General features: G+C 48.2%; 11 protein-coding genes. All 11 read right to left on the bottom strand.

The window, feature by feature from the left end; translation table 11 throughout:
• Window positions 1-14 precede the first annotated feature (14 nt).
• The 11 genes from FU659_RS03195 to FU659_RS03145 all read right to left on the bottom strand — a co-directional run bounded on the left by FU659_RS03195 (window position 15) and on the right by FU659_RS03145 (window position 19,529).
• Entirely contained in the window at window positions 15-2,396 is a 2,382-nt protein-coding gene (locus FU659_RS03195) for an Ig-like domain-containing protein (RefSeq protein ID WP_187273865.1), read from the bottom strand.
• Window positions 2,393-8,665: an InlB B-repeat-containing protein gene (locus tag FU659_RS03190; RefSeq protein ID WP_147946214.1), complete on the bottom strand. Its 6,273-nt coding sequence runs from the start codon at window positions 8,663-8,665 to the stop codon at window positions 2,393-2,395. The genes FU659_RS03195 and FU659_RS03190 overlap by 4 nt, the downstream gene beginning before the upstream one ends.
• A 356-nt stretch (window positions 8,666-9,021) precedes the next feature.
• The gene (locus tag FU659_RS03185; protein WP_147946213.1) at window positions 9,022-9,903 is read right to left on the bottom strand and encodes a 5'-3' exonuclease; all 882 of its coding nucleotides are present in this window, start codon (window positions 9,901-9,903) and stop codon (window positions 9,022-9,024) included.
• A 184-nt stretch (window positions 9,904-10,087) separates the two neighbouring features.
• The gene (gene ssuE / locus FU659_RS03180) at window positions 10,088-10,651 is read right to left on the bottom strand and encodes an NADPH-dependent FMN reductase (protein WP_261807580.1); all 564 of its coding nucleotides are present in this window, start codon (window positions 10,649-10,651) and stop codon (window positions 10,088-10,090) included.
• A 140-nt stretch (window positions 10,652-10,791) separates the two neighbouring features.
• Entirely contained in the window at window positions 10,792-14,019 is a 3,228-nt protein-coding gene (locus tag FU659_RS03175; protein WP_147946211.1) for a glycosyltransferase family 39 protein, read from the bottom strand.
• Window positions 14,020-14,116: 97 nt separating this feature from the next.
• Window positions 14,117-14,344: a DUF7667 family protein gene (locus FU659_RS03170; protein ID WP_147946210.1), complete on the bottom strand. Its 228-nt coding sequence runs from the start codon at window positions 14,342-14,344 to the stop codon at window positions 14,117-14,119.
• A 165-nt stretch (window positions 14,345-14,509) separates the two neighbouring features.
• Window positions 14,510-15,376, bottom strand: coding sequence for an SDR family oxidoreductase (locus FU659_RS03165; protein ID WP_147946209.1), 867 nt, complete (start codon window positions 15,374-15,376; stop codon window positions 14,510-14,512).
• A gap of 2 nt (window positions 15,377-15,378) precedes the next feature.
• Entirely contained in the window at window positions 15,379-15,882 is a 504-nt protein-coding gene (locus FU659_RS03160) for a hypothetical protein (protein WP_187273864.1), read from the bottom strand.
• Window positions 15,883-15,977: 95 nt separating this feature from the next.
• Window positions 15,978-16,541 carry a MarR family winged helix-turn-helix transcriptional regulator gene (locus tag FU659_RS03155; RefSeq protein ID WP_147946208.1) on the bottom strand — a complete coding sequence of 188 codons (564 nt, stop codon included), beginning with the start codon at window positions 16,539-16,541 and terminating at the stop codon, window positions 15,978-15,980.
• A gap of 131 nt (window positions 16,542-16,672) precedes the next feature.
• Window positions 16,673-17,866: an ROK family transcriptional regulator gene (locus FU659_RS03150; RefSeq protein WP_147946207.1), complete on the bottom strand. Its 1,194-nt coding sequence runs from the start codon at window positions 17,864-17,866 to the stop codon at window positions 16,673-16,675.
• 106 nt (window positions 17,867-17,972) lie between these two features.
• Window positions 17,973-19,529 carry a glycoside hydrolase family 3 protein gene (locus FU659_RS03145; protein ID WP_261807579.1) on the bottom strand — a complete coding sequence of 519 codons (1,557 nt, stop codon included), beginning with the start codon at window positions 19,527-19,529 and terminating at the stop codon, window positions 17,973-17,975.
• Window positions 19,530-19,540 lie beyond the last annotated feature (11 nt).

The raw sequence follows: 19,540 nt of genomic DNA, 5'->3' as shown, positions 1-19,540 counted from the left end.
CGTCCAGCCTTTCCTTATTTGCTTGGTTGAACGACTTCGATCTTTTCATCGGACAAGCTGAGACCTACGTTGCTGCGTGTGTAATCAGGCTGGGTCAGGACGACGATAAGCAGCTGGTCTCCAGCCACTGCATGCTTCATGTCGATCTTCATCGGCACCAAACGAATGCTATTCATCTCCCTGCTGGCTACAAACACCGGCACTTCCTGTCGCAGCCCTTGAATGACCAGGTAAGCTGAGCCTGTATACGGCTTCGTTCCCGGCTTAGGCTTTACTGTAACGATTAGCGTCCCTTCTTCCCATTCCGTCGCAACCTCATAGATAGGTCTCTGCGGCAGGTCAATAATGGCATTCGTCGGATCGCTTTCCTTCCTGCCCGGTTCTATTGCCGTGGCTTGAATTATATCGCCATACTTGATACCCGGAGTCTTGATCACAACAGGCTTCATGCCTGGCCCTGGGTTCGTTCCTTCGCCGATCGGCTTGCCGTCTTTGTCGTAGATCGTAATCTTCGTACCTTCCGGCACATTTTTCACCGTCACTTCTTCTTTCTTCGGATCGCCGCTAATGTCTTCTTCTTTGATCGGCTTGCTCTTCTCCAGCTGCTGTTCAAATGTCACATACGCGCGCTCCGCGATCTTCACTTGGTTCGTTTCATCCTTCGCCGTATAGACGACTTGCTCGGCTACCTTGTTACTTACAGTGAAGGCCACCCTTCCTTGCGCATCCGTAATTCCTTGCAGCGTCTTGATTTCCGAACTGCCGCTGTCAGCCGTCAAGCTGACCGTCTTGCCGCTTACTGCCACATTATTCACGTCAAGAAGCGTTACTGTAATCGTGGAAACCGCAACACCGTCAGCCTTCACCTTCGTTGGCGATGCTTTGACGGTGGAACGAACCACGCTGCTTACACTCCCCGCATCTGGCGAGGTGCCGCTGCTGTAAGTCTGGAAGGTCACCGTCGCTTTGGCAGCCAAATGAACGCCATCGGTAACATCCTTAGCGGAAAAGACAACCTGTTCGGCAACCCGGTTCGTTACTGTGAAAAGAGCTTGACCGAATGCATCGCTTATTGCTTGCTCCGTCTTGATTATGGAGCTGCCTTCGCTTGCGCTTAGGCTCACCGTTTTTCCACTTACCGGGCGACCGCTTGTATCCAACAGCACCACCGTTACGGTAGATTTCTCTGTTCCATCCGCCCTCACCGTCACCGGCGATGCCGTGACGGTAGAACGGACAACGCTCGCTATGCTGCCGCCTGTTCCCGGAGACGTTCCACCTGCATCCGTTTGGAACGTCACGGACGCTTTGGCGGCTACTTTCACACCGTCCGTCTCATCCTTCGCTGAGTATGTCACCTGCTCGGCGAACTGGTTCGTTACCGTAAATTCGGCACGCCCTGACACATCGCTTACGCCTCGCACCGTTCGAATCACGGAGCTGCCTCCGTCCGCCGTAAGGCTGACCGTTTTCCCGCTCACGGGCTGACCGCTTGCATCCAGAAGCACCACGGTTACAGCAGATGTCTCGGTTCCGTCCGCTTTCACGGTCACGGGCGACGCAGTAACGGTCGAGCGTATAACGCTCGCTACGCTTCCGCCTGTTCCTGGCGACGTTCCTCCTCCAAAGGTCAAGAAGGTAACGGTCGCTTTGGCAGCCAAGCTGATGTGATCCGTATCGTCCTTAGCCGAATACGTCACTTGCTCGGCCACCTGGTCGGTCACCGTGAACACAGCACGTCCTGTCGCATCGCTTACGCCCTGCACCGTCCGAATTACGGAGCTGCCTCCGTCGGCCGTGAGATTAACCCTTTTCCCGCTTACAGGTTGACTGTTGCCATCCAGCAGCACGACCGTAATCGTCGAGGCTGCCGTTCCATTCGCATCCACAGAGCTTGGGGAAGCTGTGATGGTGGATAGCATAACGCTCGTTCTTGCGCCGCCTGCTCCTCCACCCGGATTCGGGCTTTCGAAGGTAACGGTCCCGTTCTGAGCAATGGTCACTTGATTGGTTACATCCGTTGCCGTATAGACTACTTGCTCCGCCATCAGGTTCGTTACCGTAAATTCAGCCTTGCCCTGGGCATTGCTCGTGCCATACACGACCGTAATAACGGAGCTTCCCCCGTTCGTCGTCAAGCGAACGTCTTTGCCGCTCACCGGCTGTCCGTTGGCATCCTTAAGCGTTACCGTAATCGTCGACTTCGCCGTTCCGTTTGCTTCCACGACAAGCGGAGCAGCAGCAACCGTGGATTGCAGCACGCTCGTTGCCGAGGCACCGCCACCTGCTCCCGCTGCCGGGCTTTCGAACGTCACCGTTACGGTCTGCACCAGAACCGCATGATCTGTTTCGTCCTTCGCTTGATACATCACTTGCTCGGCTTTCCTATTTTTCACTGTAAAAGAGCTTGACCCGCCGCATTGCTCACACCCACGCCGACAGGTGCAATAACCGAGCTGCCGCTTAGCGGCTGGAGGACAACCTGTTTGCCGGAAACCGGCTGTCCATTGTCATCCTTCAGTGTCACGGTTACCGTAGAGAACGCCGTACCATTCGCTTCGACCTTGGATGGTGCAGCTTCTACTGTAGAACGCGTCACGCTGGTTTTCGGTGTCGGGGTTCCTGTCCCCGTACCCGGCTTGGACTCGAAGGTCACGGTAGCGGTTTGTGCAATCGCCACATGATTCGTTTCATCCTTTGCACGATACGTTACCTGCTCCGGAGCCGTGTTCGTCACTGCGAATACGGCGCGGCCCGCAGCATCGCTCACGACTATGCCAACTGGCGCAATGACCGAGCTGCCTCCTTGAGCCGTCAGCGTCACGTTCTTGCCTGCCACCGGCTGGCCGGAGGCGTCCTTCAGCGTCACCGTTATCGCAGCAGCCGCAGTGCCGTTCGCTTCCACCGTTGCCGGAGTAGCCGTTACTGTCGATTTCGTGACGCTCGTTCCTGTTCCTCCTGATGCAGTAGTTTCGAATGTCACAACTGCCGTCTGCGCGATCACCACCCGGTCGGTTTCATCCTTTGCGCTGTACGTCACTTGTTCGGCAAGCGTGTTCGTCACCTTAAACACCGCTTGACCCGCCTCATTGCTTACTACTGCGCCATCTGGTGCAATGACTGAGCTGCCGCTCTTAGCCGTCAAGCGTACCGACTTGCCTGCTACCGGCTGACCTGCGGTATCCTTCAGTGTCACCGTTATCGTCGAGGCTGCCGTACCGTTGGCTTCCACCACAAGCGGCGAAGCAATGACCGTCGAGTCGGTTACGCTCGATTTCGAACCGCCTTGGCCGGGACCTCCTGGACCTGCAGGTGCTGACGCTTCGAACGTCACGACCACCGTCTCTGCTATAGCTACTTTGTCCGTTTCATCCTTTGCACCGTACGTTACTTGCTCGGCGATTGCATTCGTCACTGTAAACACCGCTTGACCTGCAGCATTGCTCACAACCAGTCCTGTAGGGGACATGACCGAACTGCCTCCTTGAGCTATCAAGCGCACGCTCTTGCCGGAAACAGGCTCTCCATTTGCATCCTTGAGATTAACCGTAATCATCGAGGCTGCTGTTCCATTTGCCTCCACGATAGTTGGCGAAGCCGTCACACCGGACTTCAGCACGCTGGTCTTTGCACCGCCAGTGCCTGTCGACGCTTCAAAGGTTACGACAGCCGTTTGCGCAATTGCTACCCCGTCCGCCTCGTCCTTAGCCTGATACGTAACTTGCTCGGCGACCGTACCCGTCACCGTGAACACGGCTTGACCCGAAGCATTGCTTATAACCGCGCCCTTAGGCGCAATTACGGAGCTGCCTCCTTGAGCTTTTAGCGCCACGCTTTTGCCGGCCACCGGCTTCCCGGCAGCATCCTTCAGCGTGACCGTCACCTTAGAGCGAGCCTGTCCGTTTGCTTCCACTACGGACGGCACCGCCACAACCGTCGAATCCGTCACGCTGGTTTTCTGCCCTGTTCCTCCAGCAGGAGATTCAAACGTCACCCTGGCGCGCTGCTCAAGGCTCTTCTTATTAATAACCGCGGCGTATGTTACCTGCTCCGCCACCGTATTCGTAACGCGGAACAACGCTTTACCCGCTGCATCACTTTCGGCTTGTATGACCTCGATGCGAGAGATTCCCTCCTCAGCCACGAGGCTCACGGTATTGCCGCTAAGCGCATGACCCTGCGCGTCCTTCAACAACACGGTAATAACAGAAGCTGTCGCCCCGTCCGCGGGAACGATCGTTGGAGATGCCGTCACGCTGGAGTTGCCTCCATCGATCGGACCTGCCGTGAATGTTACTGCCGCTTTCTGCTCCAGTTCCGTTTGGCCTGCCTTCACTGTGTACGAAACATTCTCTATCTTGTCATTCGTTACTCGGAAAATAGCCTCACCCTGGCTGTTCGTTACCTCTTGAACAGCCGTTATTTGCGAGCTGCCCGAATCGGCGATCAGCTCTATCTTTTTGCCGGGTAGCGGCTCCTTCGCATCGCCCTTCATCACCACAGTAATGGTACTGTAAGTCTTCCCATCAGCCAATACCGTCTGCGGAGACGCTTGAACTGTCGAGTAGGCAGAAGCCCATTTCGCATACAAGGTTACATTTTCGGTAATAGGACGATTGAAATCGAAAACTGTTTTTAATTCATTATCAGAGTACCATCCAAAGAATATGAAGCTTTGCTTCGTTGGCACTGTTGGCGCGATTGCTTTCGTATTATAATCCGCCATCTGGCTTGCGACAGCACTGCCTCCCTTGCTGTCGAAGGTTACGGTGTATTTGTTAATGATCCATTTCGCATACAAGGTGGCATGTTCGCTTATTGGTGTATTGAAATCATACGTTGCTGCCAACCCGCGATCCGCATACCAGCCAGCGAATGTATAGCCTTTTTTCGTTGGGTCCTCTGGCTTTAAGCCCTTCTCATTGTAGTTCACATTCTGACTGCCTACCGAGGAGCCGCCATTGCTTTCAAAGGTGATGGTGTACTGATTCATTGTCCACTTGGCGTACAAGGCAACATCATCGATTATGAAGGAATTGAAATCAAATGCTGTTTTTAAGGCACTGTCCAAGTACCACCCGACGAACTTGAAATTTGGCTTCGTCGGAGGCACGGGTTCTATTGCTTTCGTATGATAAGCTGCGGTCTGGGTTGCGACCGTACTTCCCTCATTGCTGTCGAAACTGACGGTATATTGTTTAACCGACCACTTGGCATAAAGGGTTGTGTCTTCAGTTATCGCGGTATTGAAATCATACGCTGTTGCCCACCCGCTATCGACATACCAGCCTGCAAACGTATATCCGGTTTTCGCCGGGTCGGCTGGCTTCGCCGCTTTCTCCTTGTAGTTCACACTCTGGTTATCCACCGTGGAGCCGCCATTGCTGTCAAAAGAGACGGTGCTCACGTTCTTTGCCCATTTGGCATATAACGTTACATTCCCAGTAATGGGACGATTGAAATCGAAAGCTGTTTTTCCATTGTCAGAATACCATCCAAGGAATATAAAATCTTGCTTCGCAGGTGCTGCAGGCGAAGCTGCTTTCGTATTATAATCTACGGTCTGGCTTGCGACGGCACTGCCTCCATTACTGTCAAAGGTTACGGTATACGGGTTGATTGTCCATTTTGCATACAAAGTCAAATGACTCGTTATCGATGTTTTAAAATCAAATGCTGTGTTAAATTCACTATCGGTATACCATCCAGCGAATGTATATCCGTTTTTCGTTGGGTCCTGCGGCTTTGAAGCATTCTCATTGTAGTTCACATTCTGGCTTACGACAGAGGAGCCGTCGTTGCTGTTATAGGTGACGGTGTACCGATTGACTGTCCACTTTGCAATCAAGATCACATCATCAATGATCGGAGTATTGAAATCAAACGACGATTTCAAGTCAAGATCCCCATACCAGCCTTCAAAAGTGTAGCCTGTCTTAGTAGGCGTACCCGGCTTTGTCGCTTTCTCCTTATATTTCACATTCTGACTTTCGACAGCGGACCCGCCATTGCTGTCAAAGGTGACGGTATTCATGCTTTTTGCCCACTTTGCATATAGCGTTGTATCATCCGTAATTGGATTTCTGAAATCATATGCCGTTTTTAAAGCACTGTCCAAGAACCATCCAACGAACGTGAAGTTTGGCTTCGCTGGCGGTACCGGTTCGGATGCTTTCGTCTGATAATCTACGGTCTGGCTTGCGACCGTATTCCCCCCATTGCTGTCGAAAGTGACGGTATAATGTTTAACCGACCACTTGGCATAAAGGGTTGTGTCTTCAATTATCGCGGTATTGAAATCATAGGCTGTTGTCAATCCGCTATCTGCATACCATCCAGCAAAACTATATCCGGTTTTCGTCGGGTCGGCTGGCTTCGCCGCTTTTTGATTGTAGTTCACATTCTGACTATCCACCGAAGAGCCGCCATTGCTGTCAAAAGAGACGGCATTCACGTTCTTTGCCCATTTGGCATACAACGTTACATTCCCGGTAATGGGACGATTGAAATCGAAAGCTGTTTTTCCATTGTCAGAATACCATCCAAGGAATATAAAATCTTGCTTCGCAGGTGCTGCAGGCGAGGCTGCTTTCGTATTATAATCTACGGTCTGGCTTGCGACGGCACTGCCTCCCTTGCTGTCGAAGGTTATGGTGTAGGAATTGATTGTCCATTTTGCATACAAAGTTAAATGATTCGTTATCGGTGTATTGAAATCAAAAGGTGTTACAAATTTGCTATCTGTATACCATCCTTCGAATGAATGCCCCTCTATGGTCGGGTCGTTCGGTTTCGCTGCCATCTTATTATAATCCACGATTTGGCTATTCACTGTATTGCCGCCATTACTGTTGAACGTAACCGTGTATTGGTTAATTTTCCATTTGGCGAAAAGAATCGTATCCCCTACAATCGGAGTATTGAAGTCAAAAGCCTGGCTAAACTCGCTGTCCTTGTACCACCCGGCAAACGTGTGTCCTGCCTTCGTCGGATCGATTGGTTTCGAGGCAATCGTATTATAATCCACGGTTTGGCTGTTCACTGCAGTCCCAGCATTACTGTTGAAGCTAACCGTATATTTGTTTATCGTCCACTTCGCATACAGGCTAAGGTTGCCTGTAATCGGATTGTTGAAGTTGAAAGAGTTGGTCAAATTGCTGTCGGTGTACCACCCGGCAAAGGTATAACCTAGTTTCGTCGGATTGTTTGGCATAGCCGCCTGCGTGTTGTAATCAACCTTTTGATTCGTAACCGTACTACCGCCGTTACTGATAAAGGTAACCGTATATTGGTTAATCGTCCACTTGGCGGAAAGTGTTGTATTCGCAGATATCGTGAATGTTTTGCCGGCCGAATAATCGACTCCCTGCGTGTTTTGCCAGCCGGCAAACGTATAACCGGTTTTAGCCAGATTCCCGGTATTCCCCAACACAGTTACCGTGCTGCTGGGATCATATTTTTTGCTGTCTGTAGGCACATTCCCTTGCGTATGTCCATTGCCGGCATAGGTCACCGTATAGGTCAATGGCGTATACTTCATAGCTTCACCTTGATAATAAATGTAAAGCTCGCCGTTGCTAGCCTTTAGATTTACACCGCCGGGATAGGCCTGTGAAGAAAATCCTTTCATACCAACGGCGACCCAGTTGCTTCCGTCAAATTTCTGAACAGTCGCTTTTCTTGATGCATTGGGATCGGCGTAAGCTACATAAGGAGTTCCATTCAAGATTGTCATAGAAATTTCGTTTGCATTATATCCAGCAAACTTTTCGGTTCCGACCGTCACCCAACTGCTGCCGTTAAAGGATTTTACAGTGAGAGAATAATGGGTGTTAAATGGCTCCTCAGAGTCTGGATAATGATCTTCGTAGGCCACATAGGGAACTCCGGCATCGCTAACCGTTAAGGATATTCCTCTTTGTCCATATTTATCCCCAGCTACTCCGGAAGAGAATCCTGCATTCCCTACGGTCACCCAACTGGTTCCATTAAATTGCTTGACCGTTAATTTATCGCCTTGGCTTGAATCTCGATAAGCAACATAGGGTGTTCCTTGATATACATACATGGAGGAATCTAGTGCTTTGGACGGTGTAAAGCCTGTATTGCCTACTGCTGTCCACGTGCTGCCAACCAGCTTCATCACCGATAATTGGTTAGTAGAACCATCCATTACAAGAACATACAGATTGCCGTTATCCCCAACTAACTTAACGTTGGTCACCCCAGCATTATTAGGGACGAAAGCAGCAGTGCCCACGGTTACCCAACTAGAGCCGTCAAACTTCCTTATTGATATATACCAATTACTATTCAAGGGGTAGCTCGTATAAGCAACATAGGGTGTACCGTTATATACATAAATAGAGGGAGAACTCCCCTTGGTCTCCGGATTTACTTTAGCTCCGAGTTGAACCCATTTGCTTCCATCCCACTTTTTTGCGTAAATATCATTGTCCGCAAGATAAGCGATATATGGCGTTCCATTATCTACAGAAAGAGACTGGTATACTGTATTTGTTAAGGGCGCTTCGGGTTTCGTACCCAGACTCTCCCAAACACCTATCGCTGCATAGGCTTTATTTGAAAATGAACCTATAGCAATAAAAATCAGGCAGAGGCTTAATAGAATTAATCGAGTAAAGCCAATATTTCTTGCATTCATATGCAAACACTCCCCCTTATACGAATAAAAAGACAAGTACTAGTATTAATCGCTAAGCAAATGACGAACTTCATCTTCTAACCATTTTCTTCCTCCTGATTATAGTGATAATCATCGTGAACCCACCCTGAATGATTTTATCAAAGCCTTCTCTCAAAATTCTCACAAAACCGCAGTTTTTGGAAAAAAACATAAAAAAATGTCTATTCCCTCCCTGAGGGATCACGCCCTCGGCGCAACATACAGCAAAACGCACTACTTAGTGTAGTGGCTGTTTTGTCTATATGAAACCTAAGAGAAAACCCCTTGTCCCATTCTATGTTGAATAGGCCCACTCACTCGGGCCTATTTAAACCTTACGATGTCTGCAAATACTTCATTAGCCCTTTAAACTCCAATTCCTCGAACTTGCTAAGCACCTTTTCCGGTACCATCGCCCAACCACACTCCTCAAGCGCGCAGGCGATTGGCACATCCAATCGAATGGTCGCTAAATCGCGCGACAGATGAAGCATCTCGATTTCTGCCTCGATCTTGGCTCGAACACCCTTCGGCAACGCCGCGAGATTCTCCAAAATTCCTGCGATATTCTGGTACTCCATCAGCAATTTTGTCGCTGTTTTCTCGCCAATTCCTTTGACTCCCGGGTAATTATCCGCTGTATCACCGGTCAGCCCTTTTAAATCAATAATCTGCGAAGGCGTCAAGCTCTTCTCGACCATCAATGTATCCAGCGTGTAGACCATATAGTTGGACTGGCCTTTTTTCATAATGATGACTTCTGTATTCTCATCTACAAGCTGGAGCATGTCATGATCCCCAGTCAGAATCTGAACTTTAGTTGTTGGGCTGTATGTACGAGCTAACGTTCCGATGCAATCATCCGCTTCATATCCAACGAGACCAACATTCGGTATGTTAAAGCTTGCCGTCACGTCCTTGACTAGGTCAAATTGAGGAATCAACTCTTCGGGAGCGGGTCCACGGTTGCCTTTGTAAGCATCAAATTTCTCCGTACGAAATGTTTTACTGCCCATATCCCAGCAGCAAACGACATGAGTCGGCTTGAACGTTTGAATCGCATCGAGCAAATATTTGAGAAAGCCATATACCCCATTTGTTGGCGTGCCGTCGCTTTTTCTCATAATGTAACCACCTGAAGAAGTGGCGTAATAACCACGAAATAATAAAGCCATGCCGTCTACCAGCAGCACGGAGTCAGAAGATGTTTCGGACAAAATAATCGCTCCTATTCTATGATTCGAACTATGCAAATATAATAGTATTATAACATGGCAAAGATCGACCAGCACGCAAAAAGCAACTGCTTGTAAAACCTACCAGCAGCTCATCTATGAGCATAACATAGAAAAGACCGCCCCTTCCAAATAAATGAAAGAGCAGCCCTTTATGATAGACAGCTTAGCGGCTTGTATGCCACTTAATTTCTTGAATAAACTCAGCCACCGATTCTTGCAGACGCGATGAAACTTCATCGTCCAAAATCGCCTGTCCTTGGTCTCCCCAAGTGACTTGCTTATCAATGACATAAACGCCTTGCAAAATGTTTTGAGCTCCCAGGGATGACAGCACTGGCTTCAATGCATAGTCGATCGCGAGCAAGTGGGAAATGGTTCCTCCAACAGCCAAAGGAAGCACAATTTTGCGCTCAAGACCTTTTTGTGGGAGCAGATCAAGAAATGCTTTAAGAACGCCTGTGTAAGAAGCCTTATATACAGGTGTCGCAACGAATACCGCATCTGCCTCCGCTACATGAGCGTTAGCTTTCAGAATAGCTTCGCTATTGAAATTGGCATAGAGCAAGTCCTCTGCCGGTATATCGCGCACCTTGATCCATTCGACCTCTAAACCTGCTTGCAGCAACGCACTTTTTGCTAATTCAATGACGCCGTGCAAACGGGATGTCGGCGTTGGGCTTCCTGAAATAATAACGACTTTAGCCACTTTATTCACTCTCCATATCATTAGTTTTGAAAATAAGAGACTCCGCCCTTTGTAAGGCACAAAGTGGGAGTCTCCAGCTATCCGGTTGACTTGTATTAATCCGTAGTAATTTACTTGGATTTATAATACCACTGCCTTTTTGCAACGTCAACACTTATTTGTTAAAAGAAGTTCCATCCAGGCAGCCAACGAAGAAAGAAGGAATACATAGTAGGAATCATCATTCCCGAAAGAAGCGGGTAGAAAATCACGAACAGCGCGAACACGGCAATTAAATAGCCGTACACCCATCTCTTTTTATGAATCGGGCCCTCTTCTAAATAACATTTGATATAGTACGTCAAAATGAGAATGAGGAAGGGCACCATCGCGAAATAGTGATAAATAAAGGTAAGTCTTGGTACCAAAATCCAAGGTAAATATTGTGAACAGTAGGCAATTAAAAGCATTCGCAGCTTTTTGTCTTTGTTCTTAAATACGGCGTAGAACGAAAATAATACAGCGATGAATCCGGGCCACCAGACGAGCGGATTGCCGAAGGATACGATGCTCGACAGCATGCCTTGGGGCATCAGCTTCGCTTGATAATACCAGATAGGTCTGAGCATCATCGGCCACTCCCACCAAGGGGAGGAGAACGGGTGCGTAGCAACCAAATCCTTATGATATTTATACATGTGAACCTGATAGGTTATAACATCTTTTAAGCTATGTCCTGGTCCTGGTACGAGCATAAATGGAATGTAGGACAAGGTGTATACACCCAAAGGTACAATAACAAACATGAACACACACCAAAGCAAGGTTAGCAGTGTGTTTCTTAAGAAGAGCTTCTTCACAAGCTCCAGACGGCTGCGTTCCCCTTCGGTAAGGGTAGTTTCAACGCCACCTGTGAGCTCATCTTTTACAGTTTCAATATAGCTTGAAGCAGCCTCTTCATCCTTCTGCAGCAATCTACGGGCGAAGCGGTATTCGCTGAATCGCTCCGCCAAAGAAAGGAACAATAGAACTGCTAGACCTGCTCCACCATAGATCACAATCCATTTGGACGCTGCCCCGATCCCGAAGAACAGCCCGGAAAGTCCAAGGGGGATCAATGTCGTCCACAGCTTTTCTTTATAAAAGCTAAGCGTTGTATAGCGATACATGAAATAAAACATCAGCATAATAAAGAACACGCCATACACGTCAATCGTCGCAATCCGCGTTTGTGCGAAATGCATGAAATCGAAGGAAAGCAGGAAAGCCGCGATGAAGGCATATTCCGATCGACCAAACATACGTTTGGCGAATACATAAATCAATGGAATCATCCCAACGCCGAACAATGTCCCGATGATTCTCCAACCAAACGGATTTAGTCCAAACACATAGATCCCGATAGCTATCAGTATTTTACCGAGTGGGGGATGTGTGCTTTCGTAGGGTTCTATTTTATAAATATGCTCATACGCCGTTCTGGCATGATAAATCTCATCGAAGTAAGTCCCGTTCATATAGGTAGGCGTGTAAGGAACCTTGCTTGCCTCATCGAACAGATTCGCTGGTTTCCCTTCATCAGCTGGATTGATATCTTGCTCTGTTAATCCCACAATCGGCAAGATAGCCGGATTGTCTTCCCCAAATATACCAACCTCATGAAGATGAAGCTGCGCACTTTCCTGGGCGTCCATCGTTACCTTTACATATCGCGCATCCTTGCGGGGCTCCACCGTGTTCCAAGTGAATACCTTCGTATGATCTGATTTTACGGTAATTTGATCCTTCCAATCCTGACCATCCAGCGAAAACCAATACGAGTAGGTACCCTCCCCTACCCCTGCAAAGCTATTAATTCTGGTAATGTTGTGCGGACTTCCCAAATCTGCAATAACCGTTTCCCCAGAGCCCGTCGGTTTCCAAAACGATGTTGGTTCTTGGTGACCACCAAGATGATACAAGGCAATAATCGTATAAACGAGGATTAAAGCGCCCAAATAAAGCACGTCTTTTTTGGAGAAAAAGCGTCCCCTCGGACTCCTATCTATCTCATCGATACTTGGTTTAAATATAGCGTTCCACCGTTCTGACAGCGTTCGATGACTAGCTTGGATTGGGGGCGGTGCTGCATCCACAACCTTCTGCCCTTCACCTTGAGCTTGCTGTGATTCCACGAAAAGCCTCCATCCCAATACACATGCATAAATAAACATAATAACATTCAAAGCTGAGACAATCAGCATCAACGAATCGTAACGCGGAATGTGATAATCTTGATGAAAGCTACGCAGGAGCACATCCGCTATATTGATAAAGTGAGTTATACTAAAACCGATAAAAAGCCAAAGAATTCGCCGGTCTTTGATATAAATGAAGCTAGTTAAGGCTAACAGCAAGCCATAATGCAAATAGCGCTCATGCATTTTCGTCATGCACATGAAAACAGCGGTTATGAACAAGAAAGCCACATATAACAAAGCCCCGCGCTGTCCTTTACTCTTTATATATAAAAAGCATGTGTAAACAATGGATAATGCCATAAGCACCCAACCTATCCATTGATAAGAAATATGTAGAATGCCGCTTTGCATATCAATAAAATTCCCGCCCAGCAGCGCCATAAAATTAAAAGCATTCAATGATGCGTAAGGGTAGGAAGCTAAGGTGCCCATATAAAGCTCCACTAACCATCCATACCCTCTTCCAATGGCAAAAGGAAGAGTAAGCACCGCGATCGTCGCGAGACCACTTAGAACACTAAGTAAGAATACCATGAGATTCCGTTTCCGCAAAACATCAATCAACAAGAAGATACCGAACAGTAATGCTTGCGGCTTAAGCAAAATGGCTAACGCCATCCAAACCGATGCTTGCGGCAGCTTCCCACGCTGCTGAAACAATAGCGTTGTCAGAATAAACAGCATGAAAAACGAATCGACTTGACCCCAAATCGCTGAATTCGACCAAATGGCTGGGTCAAATGCGAATAAAGCGGCGATGCCAATCGCTTGAAGCCATGTCCGACCACCCTGCTTTACGCCAATCGATAAACGAAATAAGAGATAGACCGAGACGATATCGGCCAGTATGGCAGGAAGCTTTAGAAGTAAGAGAGAATCTGCACTTTGCCATGGAATGGAAAAATGATGATGCAGCCATCCGATCACATAAAGGACATACATGTATCCAGGAGGATAATCCAGAAAATAATCTTTGGCATTCGCGTATAAGCCCGATAAGCCAACCGTATAGGCTCGGTCTGACCAGGCCATAAATGTGCGTACATCGGTATCATAGCCAACCCAAATTGGTGCCAGATACAATCTTAGTAACAACGCTGCCAATAAAAGTAAAAGGAAAAGTACAAGTTGATTAGGGGTAACCCTCTGTTTCTTAAACCAGCTTAACATATGGAAATCTCCTTAGCGTTTTTCGCCAAACATGACCTATTTCTATTATACCCGTCCACTCCCTTGCAGAAAAGGAAAAAAGCACCGACCTGTTCGGTCAGTGCTTCGGCTCAAGTTTTTCGATGCGTTCGCAAACTTCATGCAGCCATTCATAGTCCCCCGTGAGTGACGCGCAAAGCGATAGATTCTCCAGCTTCAAACGGCTCCACACATACGTTGCATTGGCTTCCATACACAGCAGCAGCTCATCCTGCTCCGCTCGCGTTAGTTCTCTTCCTCTGCGCAAAGTCCATAACTCCGCCATACGTTGATGAACAGCCAACATGATTCAAATGCCCTCCTGCTAGTTAAGTGGCTAACATTATGCAGTATGGACAAAGATGAAACGAATGAAACAGAGGGGTTTATGCTGACGTTTAATATCCATGAAAAAAATGGTGGATTCCATTGGTGTCGACATCGTCTTGAGCAACAAAGGCGGACTCCGCCTTTATCGGAAATTTGTTACATACTCATTCAGAAAAGCGTCTAGCTTGCGGGGCTCTCTACCGAGCAATCGCTTAACAGTGTCTGTAGGCCTTTCCGGCACTATCCTAGACATCGCTTGAATTTCCACAACGTGGTTGGCGAGCCAGGGAGGCATGTGCCCGTGCTCGATTAGATTGCGAAGCAGTACTTGAGGGTCCATATCGATGTAGCGTATCTCCCGATCAAGCAGCGCGGATAGCTGACTCGCGATCTGGGGATAGCTGAAAATCTCTGAACCGGTAAGCGTATATACTTGGCCTGATACCTCACGGTTGGTCAGAATTTCTGCGGCAACATCTGCGATATCGCGACAGTCAATGAAATTACAGGATGAATCACCCATGGAGCCGAAGAAAACATTTTGGGTTGTGATCGTTGGTGTAAAACGCAGTAAGTTTTGCATGAACGCATAAGGGCGCAACACGGTGTGGGTAAGACCCGATTCGCTCAGCACTTTCTCGATTTCTTGATGCCAGCCCGCCACTGCCACTGGAGAGCTCATCTCAAAGGCAGGGCTGGATATTTTTACGATATGTTTGATTCCAGCTTCGGCGGCAATCTGAATGATCGAAGTTTCCAATTCGATTTGTCTTGGACTGTTGGACATAGCAAGGAAAAGCTGGCTAGCTCCTGTAAACGCGCGACGCAGCGATTCGGGGTCGGTAGCATCAGCCGCTGCGACCTCGATAGTCGACTGGCCTTTTTCTCCGAGCTTATCGCGCAGCTTCTTTGGCTCTCTGCTCAGCGCCCTGGCGGGTATGCCAAGATCAACTAAACGTTCCAAAAGCGCACTGCCTATCGTACCTGTTGCTCCAATAATAACTATCATTTTTATCTTCTCCTTTTGGATGAAAAATTTGTTGTGACTCCAAGACGCCATCGCCATGTCACGATCGTGCTTGCTATGAATCCAGACAACGGGAAATCGATCCAAATACGACCGACCCAGGCCAAGTGATTGCTCGGAATCATAATTTCCAGTAAACCAGATGTTGCCCATGCCGCGAATAAGCCGAACATTGCCCCCGTAAACGCGAATATCCCAACCACAATCAAGTGCGGGGCGCCGATGATCCACCGTATATGGCCTCCGCGGCTGCGCAGCCAGAGGGCAAGCAACCAAGCCACCAAGGCTGATGTTCCGCCAATTGTGGTCAAGGCCCCTATTTGGAGCCCCTTGTCGGCAGTGATTAATCCCCCGATACCTGCCATAATAGCAGGAGATGCATAGGCCATTACAACTTCACGCCACAGTACAAATGTCTTTGCCTCGGAACCAGCAGTTTTGATACCGTAGACACCGTCTGTCTGATTCGGGTATTTCATTTTGTTCATTTCGTTACTCCTTTCTTCTTTTATATAGTTCAGCAAAACATAATTAGGAACCTAACTATATGAGGGTAAAAATAGGCTAGCTGCACTAGCCCGTTCTACTCATTACTGATGTTTTCCTTCGATTTGACTGTTTTGTCCGTAAGTGCTGAGATACCTTGGGTAACTCGGCCTAGCAGGTCGAGAAATACGCTGCGCTCCTCGATATTGAGTAAGCCCACCATTGCTTCCAGCCGAGCGAAATGCTCAGGAGCCATTTCACGGAGCTTCTTTGCGCCTTCCTCCGTCAACATGACCGATCTTTGACGGCCATCTTCTGAACTAAATCGCCGCGATACTAAGCCATCTCGCTCAAGAACATCGATAAGACCTGTCACTGTAGCACGCGTAACGCCTAGATGCTCCGCTAATTGCGAAGGCAACTCTTCTCCTTCGTTATCTTCAAGGTCTGCCAATAAACGATATCGCCCTGTTGATAAACCAAATCTGGAGAAATGAATCTCCGAAGCATGTCCAAGCTTGGCTCCCGCTGCCATTAGCCTAGACGCGACGAGTATAGCCTGTGCGTCCATGTCTAGGTTATAACGATCAATCTGACGTTGGGATTGTACAAGTGAGGGAATTGCGTCAATGTCATTTGTTGCTTTATTGTTGTTATCCATACATATAGTATGGCACCTAATCACTTTTTTTGTCAAGACATTTTTTTAACACATCAAGCACAACCGCATCAGGGAGCATCCAAACAAAAAGTACCTGCCAGCTTAAAGCGGACAGGTTCTTCATCGTTCATTTATTCAGATATTAACGCCGAAGCGCCAAAAATTTGCTGCAGCATGCCAGTAGCAGCTCCTTGCAGCGCGCCTTTTTCCCCATAAGAAGCAGCGGAAAGTCGATCTTCGGTGAATGCGACAGGGAATGGGAATACTGCCAGTTCGGCGTGAAGTTCACGTATGAACCTGGGACTCTCATTCATCCAGCCTTCGATAACCAGCATTTCGGGACTCAGCAGATTAATGGCAGAAGCAACCATCATTGTCATCGTATTCAACACTTTTTCAAAGACAGGTTGAAGCCACTCCTCACCGTTCTCGTAGCCAGAGATAACTTCCTCCATCGACTCTGGGATAGGCTGTTCAGCTGCTCGGGCAGTCACTTGGCATTTGTCCAAGAGGTAAGGCGTTGTAATCACCGTCTCAATGCAGCCATGCTTGCCGCATAAGCACAATGCCCCATTAGATTCAACGGGAATGTGGCCAATTTCACCAGCGGCTCCCAGAAAGCCTGAATAGATTTCCCCATTCAGAATGATGCCCGCGCCGATCCCCTCATGGATGGAAAAATAGAGCATGCTGCGCTTATTTTTCCCGACACCAGAATAATATTCGGCAAAAGCCGCCGCATTCGAATCGTTCATCACGCGAATCGGAATACCCGGATAGCTTAGCTTGAGCTGTTCTTTTATGTTAAGATTCGCTAGTTTCAGATAGCTGGAATAGACAATGGTCTCTCCCTTTTCATCAATAATTCCCGGAGCTGCAATGCCGACTCCCTTAACCGTACCGGAATCCAGCATATTCTGCTGATCCAGGCAGCTCTGAAGTGCAAGCCGTATCTGCTCTGCAACAGCTTCATTTCCGGAAGCAATTCTTGTTTTGAATTCCGCGATACATTCTCCGTGAAGGTTAAGCACCGCGCTAATTAAATACTTGCTGCCCAGCGAGATGCCGATCACATAACCTCCGTCTTTATTGATTTGCAGCGCAATTGCCTTGCGCCCTGCTCCGACGGATGGTCTCTCGCCCGTCTCGGTCACGATGTTTTGCGCGATTAGATCCTCGACCAACGCAGAAACGGTCGTCGCACTGAGTTTCGTGATCGTCGATATTTCTGCGCGCGAGAGTTTGCCTTCTCGATGAAGCAAATTTAATACGGACGCCGTATTGATTTCTTTCATGAGCTGCAAATTTCCTTTGATTGCTTTCATAAGTATCCCTTCTATCTTCCCTGCTCTTTTCTGCTAACATTATACCAAATAATGCTTAGAAATTAGAAAGTATATTCAACCAACATTTGGATATCAAGCATTTGACTCAAATTGTACAATGCAGCTCTGCAAATGCACGCATGGCGTATTCCGAAGTTGAACAGATGAATACCTTGCTGGTCTTTTGCGGCAAAAGCGCAGCATCATAAGGATTGCGCAATACGAGGGTGATCAGCGGTTTAGCATCGGCAAGCCTCCGGGCCAACTGAAGCTGATCTTCAAAAATATGCGCATTAATCGTACCTAGCATAACAACATCGTACGGCGTAAGCTCAGCCATAATGGCTTCAATTTCTTGCGCGTCTGGTTGCATGGACGTATAAATGGTCTTCACATTGATGTTTTTTCCCAGCAGCTTCGCCTCCAGAGTCAGCTCACTGGCAGCTGCATTATCCGCAACGGTTAACTTCTCCTGCTTTGGAACAAGAAGCAAATACTTCTTCGACGGAGTTAACGGCAGCAGTGAAGCAGGATCCTGCTCGACGACTATGGTCGCTTTGGCAAGTGCCAGCGCCTCCTTCTCCCAAGAATTCATGGGAAGCGGCTGCGCCTTTTCTCGATACATGACAAAACTGTTTTTGAGCCGCTCTATCCTAAGCAGCGAAGCGTCGATTTGCGATTCGGCAATGTCACCCGCACGCACCGCTTGCACAATGCCATTCATGACTCTCTGTTGAAAATCAGGCGTATGACACATGAGAATCATGTCATTCCCCGCCTGAATCGCCAATCTTCCGACTTCTTCCGGCTCGAAATTATTTTTGATTGCGCCCATCTCTACATCATCCGTGCAAATAACGCCTTCATAGCCTAACTGTATCCTCAACAAATCCGTCACGAAAAATGGGCTTAAAGAAGCTGGCAGCCCTTGCGACTCCGGAATGTTTGGAAAAATAAGATGCGCCAGCATCATCGAGTCAACTTGCGCTTCAATCGCCCTTTGAAAAGGGATTAACGGTCCCGCCATTAACTGCTCCAACGTAAGCTCGCATTCCGGAAGCACATAATGTGAGTCTCCGCTCACCTGTCCGTGGCCTGGAAAATGCTTGGCTGTGGAGGCAATTCCTGCGCTGTGCAATCCCCGGATATAAGCCTCCCCATATGCCGCGACAAGCTTTGGATCTTCGCCAAATGAACGGACACCAATCACCGGATTATCGATGTTCGTATTTACATCCAGGACAGGAGCCCAATTCATTGGAATACCCAGTTCAAACAACTGACTGCCTATCAATCTGCCAAGCGCATAAGCAGCCTGCGGATCTTCGCTTAACGCTACTGCCCGGTTCCCAGGGATATAAGGAAAAAAATCTTTGAAATTGGATAAGCTGCCTGCTTCCTCGTCGATTGAAAGGTAGAATGGCAATCCGCCTCGTTGCTCGCCTGCAGCTTCTCGTACTTCCTGTAGAAGCTGCTTCGTGTAAGCATACGACCCAATATCGTGTGGGAAAATACCGACGCCGCCAATTTGTCCCAGCCTTAACTTGTCTGCTGACGGCAGCGTCTGCTTCGCAAGTCCAAGCACACACATTTCGGCCACTTTCTCTTCCAGCGATAAGTTCCGCATGCTCTTGTTGATAGGTTCAAAATGATGTAATGTCATAGTTTCGATTC

Origin of the sequence: Paenibacillus sp. N3.4, from assembly GCF_008017805.1 — a bacterium.
Classification (GTDB): domain Bacteria; phylum Bacillota; class Bacilli; order Paenibacillales; family NBRC-103111; genus Paenibacillus_E.
This window is presented reverse-complemented; position numbering and strand designations above follow the sequence as displayed.